Here is an 11,174-nt window from a genome sequence, read left to right as displayed (position 1 = left end):
CAATCTACTGAGATGGACCCGGCGCCTCCCTTCGGGGGACACTGTCGACCTCAACCTGACACGTGGAGGTTCATCGTGGAAATCGACATCCTTGGCATCGATCTTGCCAAACAAGTCTTTCAGCTCCATGGCGCCGACCAGCGCGGACGCCCCGTGCATCGAGCGAAGGTTTCGCGTGGCTCGCTCCTGGAGGCGGTGCGCACACTGAATCCGAGGATGGTCGTTATGGAAGCCTGCAGCACCGCCCATCACTGGGCACGTCGCTTTCAGTCGCTCGGCATTGAGGTCCGGCTAATCAGTCCACAGTATGTGTCACCGTTCGTTAAGACCAACAAGAATGATCGCAACGATGCCGAAGCAATCGTCGAGGCCGCCAGCCGACCCGCCATGCGCTTCGTTACAGTCAAATCGGTCGAGCAACAGGACATCCAGGCCGCACATCGGATGCGCGCAGTCCTGATCCGCCACCGTACAGCCATGATCAACCAGATGCGTGGCTTGCTCGGTGAACGAGGACTCACGATTTCGCGTTCACCCGAGGCGTTCAAACGCGCAATCCCGGAACTACTCAGCAAGAGCGCCGACGAATTGACATCGTTCTGCCAGACGCTGCTGACTGATCTGATGCAGCACCTGAAGGCAATCGAGGAACGTGTCCAGCTGATCGAAGCGTCTATCCAGTCGTTCATGAAGCAATCCGCGCTGTGCAAGAAGATCGCGGAAGTGCCTGGCATTGGTCCGATCACCGCCACAGCCATGGTTGCCGCTGTCGGCGACGCCAAGCAATTCAGGAACGGGCGGCATCTGGCGGCTTGGCTGGGCCTGGTGCCACGTCAGTATTCCTCGGGAGGCAAACCTCGGCTGCACGGCATTAGCCGGCGCGGCGACACCTACCTGCGGACCCTGCTGATCCACGGGGCGCGGGCGGTTCTCCGCTACGCAACGAATAAGGTTGATCCGCAGAGCATCTGGCTGCAGCAGCTGATCGCGCGACGGGGGCACAACTGCGCGGCAGTCGCGCTGGCCAACAAAAACGCGCGCGTCATCCAGGCGCTGCTCAGCAGCGACTCGACCTACATAGCGCGCAACGCGGCTGTATAACCCAACAACCAGCTTGCAAGGAGGAGGATACCCACACAGGATTGCGAAGCTTCTCAAAGCGATGACGAAATTGGTTGAACCAGCATCCTAAAGCCTGTTTTTGCTGTCGGCGGCCCGTGAGGCACGCCGCCAATCTGCTAAGGACGGGATGCGCGGATCTCATCGAGGCTGCGGGCGTGCTTCGGCAAGCGCCCATCGGGCAAGCCGGATACATGTATGCAGACCGTTTCGATATCACGAACAAGAAGCTTGCAAAAGGCGTCGGGTCCATACATGCAGCAAAAGGACGATCGCCCCATCTAGCGGCCATTTCTTTCCTCGCATTCCTTGAAGATTCGCACTGTACAGGTCTCGCAAACCTGGGGGTCCAGCCTGGACAGCACCGCGCGGAGCGCTTCATCCTTGTTGCGGAAAATGTTGCCGGTGCCAATCCGGTCGGTGAAGCCGGTGCGGTCCCACACCTTGCACACGTCTTGGCGCGGTCGGTGGAAGTAGACGTCGCCGCCGGCCGCGCGTCGATCGGCTAGTTCGTGCTCCCATAGCTCGGCGCCTGCCAGATCGATGAAATTCATGCTCCGGACCATAGCCAGCAGGTGCTTCTGCGCCGGATTCCGACAGCGCATGGCCTGCAGGCGGTCGGTCACATACTGAACCGCACCGAAATAGACAGCGCCCTCGACCCGCACCAGCTTGAGTTGCGGACATTCGGGCTGCGTGTCTTCCAGCGCATCGATAGGCGTAAAGGGGCGTGCGGGGTCGTTTCGATCGGGCACCAGGCTTCGTATGGCGGGCCGGGACGTGCGGTATAAATAGGCCACCAAAGACAGCATGCTACCCAGCAGCACCGCCAATTCGAGCCGCAGGACCAGCGTTGCGGCGAAGGTGCAGATGGCGATAACGAACTCGCTGCGGCTGTGCCGTGCCAGTTGGCGCAGCTTGCCAGCGTTGATCAGGCTCGCGGATACCAGCAGCAGCATGGCCGCGATTGCCGCCAGGGGCAACTGCGCCAGCAAGGGCGCGCTGAAGGCGACCAGCACGACAAGCAGCACTGCCGAGAACACGCTAGCCAGTGGCGTCTGTGCGCCGGCTTCGAAGTTTGGCATCGAGCGGCCGAGCGACCCACATGAAACATAGGAGGAAAAGAAGCCGCCCGCTAGGTTGGAAAGGCCTTGGCCGACAAACTCTCGGTTGGCGTCGATATGCTGGCCCGACCGCATTGCCACCGCCTTGGCAATCGAGATCGACTGGCCCAGCGCCACGATAGTCAGCGCGGCGGAAATGCCAAGCAATTCGGGCAGCGCTTGCCAGGAGACATGCGGCACGTGGAATGGCGGCAAAGCGGAAGGAATGGCGCCAACCACGTCCGCCCGGTGGCCGCCGAGCGCTGGCATGGCCACTAGCAGCGCGGCGCAGTAGCCTCCAAGCAAGCCAATTAGCATGAAAGGCAGCCGGGCCGATATGCGCCGCGCCAGGACGGTCACGACTATAGTGGTGACGCCAACGGCCAGCGCGGCCGGGCTGACCGCGTCCAGATGCCGCAGCAGATGGACAACCACGCCGAAGGCGCTGGTGCCGGTGGGCACGGACAGGCCAAAGAAGTCCTTGAGCCCATACAGCCCGATCAGCGCGGCCGCGCCCCCCGTAAAACCCAGCAGTACGGACGGGGAGATGAAATTGGCGACGGAGCCCAGCCGCAACAGGCCAATCAGCAGCTGCATGGCGCCGACCAGGATGGCGACCACCACCGCCAAGCCGACATAGTCGGCACTGCCCGGCACGGCCAACGGGCCCAACATGGCGAACAGCGCTAGCGAGTTGGCATTGGTCGGCCCTGACATGACATGCCAGCTCGAGCCAAAGAGCGCGGCTACGATGCACGGCACTACCGAGGTATAGATGCCGTACTCCGGCGGCAGCCCGGCCAGTGTGGCAAAGGCAACTCCTTGCGGCAGCACTAGCACCGCGCCGAGCAGCCCCGCCATCAGGTCCGCGCGCAGCGTGGCGACACCGATGCGCTGGCACCAGGCAGGCACCAGGCTACCTCGCACGCGATGAAAGGTTTGGCGCAAGACTGTGGTCATGACGCCTGTCCCGGCATTGCGGGATTCAGCAACTGGTCGACCAGTTCGATCCAGTGTCGGACCGGCGTGTCGGTGCCGCCTTGCAGGTGCGCGATGCAGCCGATATTGGCAGAGACAATGGACTATGGTGCACTGGCGTGCAGGCTGGTGAGCTTCTGGTCGCGCAGGCGGCTGGCCAACTCAGGCTGCAGCACGGAGTAAGTGCCAGCGGAGCCACAGCACAAATGGCTGTCGGCGCACAATGAAACCTCGATTCCTAACGCTCCCAGCAGCGCTTCCACCTTGCCGCGGATGCGCTGGCCGTGCTGCAGCGTGCAGGGCGGATGATAGGCCACGCGCTGGCGCTCCGCCGGGCCGGCCGCACGAGGTAGCATCGACACCAGCCGGTCGCGATGCGCGGGCAACAGCTCGCTCAGGTCGCGGCACAGCGCGGAGATCCGCGCCGCTTTCGCGGCGTATGCTGGATCGAAGCGCAGCAGGTGCCCGTATTCCTTGACCATGACCCCGCAGCCGGAGGCGGTGATCACGATGGCCTCGGCGCCTGCCTCCACCTGCGGCCACCAGGCGTCGATGTTACGGCGCAACTGTGCCAGCGCGCCGTCATGGTCGCTCAGATGGTGGCGGATGGCGCCGCAGCATCCGGCGCGCGCGGCGCGCAGCAGCCGGATGCCGAGCCGGTCCAGCACTCGTGCCGCGGCTGCGTTGATGTTCGGCGACATGGCGGGCTGCACGCAGCCGTCCAGCAGGATCATCGTGCGCGTGTGTGTCGTGGTCGGCCACTGACCGGGCTTGACCCGCGCCGGAACTTTGCGCTGCAGGCTGGCGGGCAGCAGCGGCCGCACCGCCTGGCCCAGCCGCATGGCCGGGTTGTACAACGCGGGGCGCGACAAGCCCTCGCGCAGCAGCCAGCGCAGGGCGCGCTGGGGCAGCGGGCGTCTGATGCCTTGCGCCGCCAGCCGCTCATCGACGACGGCCTTGCCGATATCCACCAGGCGCCCGTAATTGACCCCCGAGGGACAGGTCGACTCGCAATTGCGGCAGCTCAGGCAGCGGTCGAGATGGCGGCGGGTGCTCTCGCTAACTCCAGCGCCTTCCATCACCTGCTTCATCAGGTAGATGCGTCCGCGCGGTCCGTCGAGTTCATCGCCCGCCAGCTGGTAGGTCGGGCAGGTCGCGGTGCAGAAGCCGCAATGGACGCATTTCTGGACGATGGTGGCGGCTTCCTCGCCATGGGCGCTGTCGCGCAGGAACTGGGCAAGCTGGATTTGCATGGGGATTCAGAGTTGGGCGTACAGGCGGCCAGGGTTGAATATGCGGGCGGGATCGAACGCGTCTTTTAGCCGCTGATGGATATCGAGCAATGGCTGTGGCAGCGCCGTGAACACATCGCCCCCATGGCGGCCGTCACCGCCGTTGCGAAACAACGTGGCGTGGCCTCGCGCCGCGGCAGCTACAGTCCGCACGTGGCCCGGGCTGGCGTCGGTCAGCCACCAGCGCTGCCCGCCGCCCCACTCGATCAGTTGTCGGCCGAACAGGGGAAGCGCCGGGGTGGTCGAAGGCACGGCCAGCCGCCACAGGGTGGCGCCTTGGCGAGCGCTGTCGAACCACGTCAGGGAATGGTCGCGCAGGCCCTTCCAGAAGGCTGCTGCATCTGTCTCCGTCATCCACTCCCCACCCAGCTTCTGGCGCGCGGCCGCCACCGCGGCGCCAGCGCCTGACAAGCGCAGGCGCAGTACGCCATCGGCCCAGGCAGAGGCGCTGATCGGCAGCGGCTGCCCGCCCCAGGCATTGAGGCGCGCCAGCGCGGTGGGCTCGTCCATCTCGAAGCACAGGCTTTGCTCAGCAAACGGCATCGGCAGGACTTTCAGCGATACCTCGAGGATCAGCCCCAGCGTACCGAGCGAGCCTGCCATGAGCCGTGACACGTCATACCCCGCCACGTTCTTCACCACCCGGCCGCCAAAGTTCAGCAGATCGCCGCGGCCATCCATCATCTGCACCCCGAGCACGAAATCGCGCAGCGCCCCGACCGCCTGCCGGCGCGGCCCCGACAGGCCGGCGGCGATGGCGCCGCCGAGCGTGCCGCCGGCGCCAAAGCGCGGGGCTTCGAAAGCCAGCAGCTGTCGGCGCTGCGCCAATTCGGCCTCGATCTCGGCCAGCGGCGTACCACAGCGCGCGGTGATGACGAGCTCGGTGGGGTCGTAGTCGACGATGCCGCAGAACTGGCGTGTGTCCAGCGGCTCGCCCTGCGGCGCGTTGCCGTAAAAGTCCTTGGTGCCCGCGCCGCGCAGGCGCAGGGGCCGGCGCTGCCCACTGGCGTGCCGGATGGTGGTGCGGAAGGATTCGATGAGGGCTTGCATGGAGATCAGGAAGCAGCCGCGATCAGAAGCGCGGCAAGTCAGGGTGGGGCAGCAGGCCACCGCAGACGCGCTGCCGGCCGTATTCCGCGCAACGCGCCAGCGTGGGAATCGCCTTGTCGGGATTAAGCAGGCGCTCCGGATCAAAGGCGGCCTTCACGCGGAAGAACATCTCGCGTTCTGGCGCAGTGAACTGGGTGCACATGACGTCGAGCTTTTCCACGCCCACGCCGTGCTCGCCGGTCACGGTGCCACCTAACTCAACGCAGACCTCGAGGATGTCCGTGCCGAACTGTTCAGCGCGGTGCCATTCCCGCGCATCGGCACCATTGAACAGGATCAGCGGATGCATGTTGCCGTCGCCGGCATGGAACACGTTGATGCAGCGGAGCTCGTAGCGGGACTCCATCTGCCGAATGCGGCCCAGCAGCGTGCCGATATGCTTGCGCGGTACGGTGCCGTCCATGCAGTAATAGTCAGGCGAGATGCGGCCTGCGGCCGGAAAGGCGTTCTTGCGCCCGCTCCAGAAGCGCAGGCGTTCCTCCTCGCTGGCAGACACCTGGATGCGCGTGGCGCCGCAGCGGCGCAACACCTGGGTCATCCGTTCGATCTCTTCGGCCACCTCTTCCGGCGTACCATCCGACTCGCACAGCAGGATGGCCTGCGCCTGCAGGTCATAGCCGGCATTCACGTACTGCTCGACGGCGATGGTGGCGGCCTTGTCCATCATTTCGAGACCGGCGGGAATGATGCCTGCGGCGATCACCTCGGCGACCGCGTTGCCGCCTTGCCCTACGTCGTCGAAGCTAGCCATGATGACGCGCGCGAGCTGGGGCTTGGGCACGAGTTTCAGGCAAACCTCGGTCACCACGGCCAGCATGCCCTCGGAACCGATCACGAGCGGCAGCAAGTCAAAGCCTGGCGCGTCCGGGGCGAGCGAACCAAACTCGACCGGCTCGCCGCGCATGGTCAGGCCGCGCACGCTCGACACGTTATGCAACGTCAGCCCGTATTTCAGGCAATGCACGCCGCCAGCGTTCTCGCCAATATTACCGCCGATGGTGCAGGCAATCTGCGAGGAGGGGTCTGGCGCGTAATAGAGCCCATGGCGGGCCGCCGCCTCCGATACGACCAGGTTACGCACGCCCGGCTGCACGGTGGCAGTACGCGAGTGCGGATCGACGTCGAGAATCTGCTTGAAGCGCGCCATCGACAGCACGAGCCCATTAGCGAGCGGCTTGGCGCCCCCGGACAGGCTGGTGCCCGCGCCGCGCGGCACCACCGGCACGCCCAGACGATGGCAAATGCGCAGTACCTCGGCGACCTGTCCGGCGGTTTCTGGCAGCACCACCGCCACGGGCACCTGGCGGTGTGCAACCAGCCCGTCGCACTCATACGGTGCCGTGTCTTCCGCAGTCCACAGCACGGCCGCGTCGGTCAACACACGGGACAGTGCGTCCAGCAGCATCGATTGCGGGGAGGCTGCCTCCTGCCGGCTCGCAACGGCACTATTCGGCATAGCGGATCCCCGCCATGCCGGCGATCGCGGTGTAGCGTTTCTCCTCCTCCTTTAGGAAGGCCGCAAAGCGCTCAGGCGTCCCGCCTATCGGCTCCACGCCGCTGAGCGCCAGCCGCTGGCAAACGTCATTGTCCTGCAAGGCCTGGTTAATGCGCTGATTCAACTGCGCGACCTCGGCCGCTGGTGTATTGGCCGGCGCGAACACGCCCATCCAGTTCGAGAAGCGATAGTCGCTGTTGCCAATCAGTTCGCCAACCGTTGGTACGTCAGGCAGCGCCGGCGAGCGCTGCCGGGTTGTGACCGCCAGAATCTTCAGTTTGCCGTTGCGGTGGAACTGCAGCACGGGCGGCAGGCCCATGACGCCAAGCTGCACCTGTCCGCCCAGCAGGTCGTTCAGTGCCGGCGCGGCGCCCTTATATGGCACGTGCACCAGCGGCAGCTTGCCAGCCATGCCGAGCATGGCGCCGGCAAAATGCATGGAGCTGCCGCTGCCGGGCGTGCCATAGGCGATTTCCGTCTTGGCGGCTCCGGTCGCAGCGAGCAGTTGTCCGAGCTGGCTGACGCCGAGCGAGGGATGGGTCACGACGGCAAGCGGCGTCTCGCCGATCAGGATCACCGGAACCAGGTCGCGGCTCGGGGAATAAGGCAGCTTCTGGCCCGCCGCCTGGCTGACGACGATTTCAGCAGGGGATGCCACCAGGAACTGCTTGCCGTCTGGCGCGCTCTTGGCGATATACCCGGCGCCGATAAGACCGCTCGCGCCGCTGCGGTTGTCGACCAGGAAGGCGCTGCCGGAAGACTCGCTCAGCTTCGTGGCGATAAGCCTGGCCACGGTATCGACGCCGCCGCCGGCCGGATAGCCGACCACGAGCCGGACAGGCTGGGCCGCCGCGGCACTGGCCGAAAGTACGAGCGCGGCCAGTGCCGCCACGATCCTGGGGATGGATAGCATGTTCCTTTTTCCTCTTGCAGTAATGTGGGCGTGCCGGTTCCCGCTACCCGGCGGCGAGGCCGCACGGGCAGGGTTCGGAATGCGACAGGGGTGGAGGAGGATCAGTCTGCGAGCACGGCTCGCGGGTCGGCCCCGGCAGATCCGCGCCGCAGGCCGCGCGCGGCGAAGCGCCGTTTGCTGGCCTCGGGATTGATGACGCAGAAGCCGATCACACTGGCCACGACCGACAGCACGCCCGCCAGGACAAAACCGTTGTCGTAGCCGATGCCAGGCGTCGACGCGCCCTGGATCAGCTTGCCCATCAGCGCCGGCGCAACCAGGCCGCCGGTGGTGGCCAGGGCGCTGTTGATCGACATCATGCCGGAGCGCTGGCTGTCGGGAACGATCTCCGCCACGATGGTAGAACTGAGCACGAACGTGATCTGCGGGAGGTTGCAGCCCACAGCCAGCAGGATCACCTTGAGTAGGGGTTGCTGAACGCCATAGACCGACACGCAGATCAGCACGCCGCCGGCCAGCGCGAAAGCACAGGTGAGCCAGGCGCGTGCTCGCACCGAGGCCACGCCACGCTTGAGCATGCGCTCAGACAGCCACGAGCCCCCCAGCACGATTGGGATGTTGAATGCCGTGAACAGCATGAACATCCAGCCCGTGGCGGTGGCGTCGTAATGCATCACCGTGCCGAGGTAAGACGGCACCCAGGTGAACATGACCGAGAAGATCCAGTACGTGGTCCAGTAAAGCAACATGTTGGCCAGGAAGGTCCGGTCGGTCAGCAGCGTGCCATACGAGACGTGCACCGACGCCTGCTGCGCACCGACCGCTTTGTCGTCGCTGCCAATGTGGCCCTCGGCGCCGAGGAACATCCACAGCACCATCCACACCAAACTGGCGATGCCCAGTGTCATGAAGGCGGCATGCCAGCTCCAGCGCACCAGCACGTAAGTCAGCAGCGGGCCCGAAATCAGCAGGCCGGCGGTGACGCCCTGGAAGATGATCGCGGAGGGCAGGTTGCGCCGGTCGTTGCGGAACCACTTGTAGCAGGCATGCAGCGCCAGCGGATAGGCTGGCCCTTCGCCGGCGCCGAGCAGGATGCGCGAGAAGTACAGCAGCGGCACCGAGGCGGTGAATGCGAGCGGGAACTGGGAGATACCCCAGATGCCCGCACACACCAGCAACAGCGCCTTCGACGAGACGCGGTTGGCGACAAAGCCGAAGCCGATGGCCGAGATCGAGAACAGCAGGAAGAAGCTGCTGGCGATCATGCCGAACTCGGACGGCGAGATATGCAGCTCCGCCATCAGCGGCTTGGCCACGATGCCAAGGATCGCCTTATCCATGAAATTGATCACCATGAACAGCGCGAGCATGATGGTGATGACCCAGCCGCGTAAGTTGGCGTTTTGAATGCGTGACATAGTTCACTCCCAGGAAGGAATCAGATGTGACTTCAAGCGTTCTGGTACAAGCGCCTGGCGTTTCCTGGATCTGGTGGCACGGCTGGGTGATCGTGCGGTGCAGGGCGATGCGCCCTGGCGTGGCGTTGCGGCATGTCTACCTCCGGTATCGGTGGGGCCTTTCAGCTCTTCTATGTAGTTGCTTAGTTCGGGCCGCCCGCTCGCCGTTTGCTTCCTCGGCTGTTGTTCAAATCTTAGTGCCTCGGCGCAAGGCGAGCGGCGTGGTGGGCCAGTGTCAGTCGAAGACGATGGCGGCGCCCGGGGGCGGGCTGAAGCCAAGGTCGCCGCGCTGAATCACGAAGTCGCGGCCGCCGTTGGCCTCGAGCAGTTCGGCCTGACGCTGCCTCACCTTGTTGTCTACGGCGACGGGGTCGCAGATGGCAAGCAGGCGCTGGTGGCAGTCATTGAGCACCGCCGCAGAGGTGGGCTCTTGCGCGAGGTCGTGGACTTCTTCCGGATCGGCGGCTAGGTCAAACAGCTGCGGCGGGTAATCCACGTAGTAGATGTACTTGTACTGCTTGTGGCGAATCATGAAAGCGCCAGTCGCCGATCCCATGCCGTGGTATTCCACCAGCACGTTGCGTGAGGGCTTCTCGCCGTCGGCAAGATCATTTAGCGACACGCCGGGAAAGCCGTCGCGCAGCGCGGGCTCGTCGACGCCAACCGCTTCCAGAATGAACGGGTAGGCATCGACGTGGCTGGCAGGGGTGTCAATCACCTTGCCTGCCGGGATATCCGGGCCGGCCAAGATCAGCGGCACGCCGGACGCTTCCTCGAACATAGTGGACTTGCCCCACATGCCGCGCGCGCCCAGGTTGTCGCCGTGGTCGCTGGTGTAGAGGACGCGGGTATCGTCGGCCAGCCCGGCTTCGCTGAGCGCCTGCAGCACCTTGCCAATATTCTCGTCCAGGAACGAGCACAGGCCGTAGTAGCCTGCGAGCGCCTTCTTCAGCTTGGCTGCGTCGAAGTAGTCGTCGTAGTTGAAACTGCTGCGATAGTCGACGAGGTAGGGGTGGTCGGGGCGCTCATGGCGCGCGTAGAGCTTGGGCAGCGGCAGGTCGCGGTCGTAGTACTTGTAGAAATGCTCCGGCGGCGCGGTGAGGGGAAAGTGCGGGGCGACGAAGGAGACAAAGAGCACCCACGGCTTGTCGTCATGCTTTGCTGCCTCTTCGCGCAGCCAGACTTGGGCGCGCGCGGCAATTTCGCGGTCGTAGAAGGTGTACTGGCTTTCGCCGGGGCCGGCCAGGTTGGCCATCTTGTAAGCGCCTTTGCGTACCGGCAAGTCGCTGCGCACCAGCCCCATCAGGTCGCCTTTTCCTTCGATGATGTGCATGGGGATGATTTCCTCGGAAAAGCCGTGGTCCTCGCCTTCCTCGCGGAAATGCAGCTTGCCGATCGACACTACGCGGTGGCCGCGCTCGCGCAACTTGTGGTGCCAACTCGGGACCACGCCGTCGTAGGCATCCGCATTGTCGGCATAGCCCATCTGGTGGATGTACTTGCCGACCGCGAAGGAAGCGCGCGCTGGGATGCAGACAGGGCTGGTGCAGTAGGCCGAACTGAAGCGCGTCCCACTAGCCGCAAGCCGGTCCAGGTTGGGGGTTTCGACGATAGGATGTCCCGCGCAACCCAGCATCTTTGGGTTGTGCTCGTCAGACATGATGATTAGCAAGTTCTTTGGGGTTTTGGTCATTTCTTTCCTCGGTA

At 64.7% G+C, this 11,174-nt stretch carries 7 protein-coding genes and 1 pseudogene; 1 reads left to right on the top strand and 7 read right to left on the bottom strand.

The genetic code is table 11. The features are described from left to right. The first annotated feature begins 75 nt into the window (after positions 1-75). Complete coding sequence (locus K309_RS0123120) at positions 76-1,101, top strand: IS110 family RNA-guided transposase (protein ID WP_029048626.1); 1,026 nt, start codon at positions 76-78, stop codon at positions 1,099-1,101. 299 nt (positions 1,102-1,400) lie between these two features. On the opposite strand, the gene K309_RS0123115 is transcribed toward K309_RS0123120, so the two are convergent. The 7 genes and pseudogenes from K309_RS0123115 to K309_RS0123085 form a co-directional block, all read right to left on the bottom strand. Next, complete coding sequence (locus tag K309_RS0123115) at positions 1,401-3,182, bottom strand: SulP family inorganic anion transporter (RefSeq protein WP_084402505.1); 1,782 nt, start codon at positions 3,180-3,182, stop codon at positions 1,401-1,403. After that, positions 3,179-4,453, bottom strand: a pseudogene (glcF, locus tag K309_RS37140) (glycolate oxidase subunit GlcF). The gene K309_RS0123115 and the pseudogene glcF overlap by 4 nt, the downstream one beginning before the upstream one ends. A gap of 6 nt (positions 4,454-4,459) precedes the next feature. After that, entirely contained in the window at positions 4,460-5,542 is a 1,083-nt protein-coding gene (gene glcE / locus K309_RS0123105) for a glycolate oxidase subunit GlcE (protein WP_029048624.1), read from the bottom strand. Between the two features lie 22 nt (positions 5,543-5,564). After that, positions 5,565-7,007: an FAD-linked oxidase C-terminal domain-containing protein gene (locus K309_RS0123100; RefSeq protein ID WP_369796487.1), complete on the bottom strand. Its 1,443-nt coding sequence runs from the start codon at positions 7,005-7,007 to the stop codon at positions 5,565-5,567. 40 nt (positions 7,008-7,047) lie between these two features. After that, a complete protein-coding gene (locus K309_RS0123095) occupies positions 7,048-8,010 on the bottom strand; it encodes a Bug family tripartite tricarboxylate transporter substrate binding protein (RefSeq protein ID WP_029048622.1) in 963 nt (320 codons plus the stop codon). A 101-nt stretch (positions 8,011-8,111) separates the two neighbouring features. Continuing rightward, on the bottom strand, positions 8,112-9,428 hold the full coding sequence (locus K309_RS37135) for an MFS transporter (protein WP_064737465.1): 1,317 nt from the start codon (positions 9,426-9,428) through the stop codon (positions 8,112-8,114). Between the two features lie 274 nt (positions 9,429-9,702). Beyond that, complete coding sequence (locus K309_RS0123085) at positions 9,703-11,160, bottom strand: sulfatase family protein (RefSeq protein WP_029048621.1); 1,458 nt, start codon at positions 11,158-11,160, stop codon at positions 9,703-9,705. Positions 11,161-11,174 lie beyond the last annotated feature (14 nt).

It is taken from the genome of Cupriavidus phytohabitans (assembly GCF_000426345.1).
Lineage (GTDB): Bacteria > Pseudomonadota > Gammaproteobacteria > Burkholderiales > Burkholderiaceae > Cupriavidus.
The sequence above is the reverse complement of the archived record's forward strand: the minus strand, read 5'-3'. Positions and strand labels throughout refer to the sequence as shown.

Excerpts from the sequence above, each read along its gene's own strand:
- K309_RS0123115 (WP_084402505.1), bottom strand. The coding sequence starts at position 3,182 with ATGACCACAGTCTTGCGCCAAACCTTTCATCGCGTGCGAGGTAGCCTG.
- glcE (WP_029048624.1), bottom strand. The coding sequence starts at position 5,542 with ATGCAAGCCCTCATCGAATCCTTCCGCACCACCATCCGGCACGCCAGT.
- K309_RS0123100 (WP_369796487.1), bottom strand. The coding sequence starts at position 7,007 with ATGCTGCTGGACGCACTGTCCCGTGTGTTGACCGACGCGGCCGTGCTG.
- K309_RS0123095 (WP_029048622.1), bottom strand. The coding sequence starts at position 8,010 with ATGCTATCCATCCCCAGGATCGTGGCGGCACTGGCCGCGCTCGTACTT.
- K309_RS37135 (WP_064737465.1), bottom strand. The coding sequence starts at position 9,428 with ATGTCACGCATTCAAAACGCCAACTTACGCGGCTGGGTCATCACCATC.
- K309_RS0123085 (WP_029048621.1), bottom strand. The coding sequence starts at position 11,160 with ATGACCAAAACCCCAAAGAACTTGCTAATCATCATGTCTGACGAGCAC.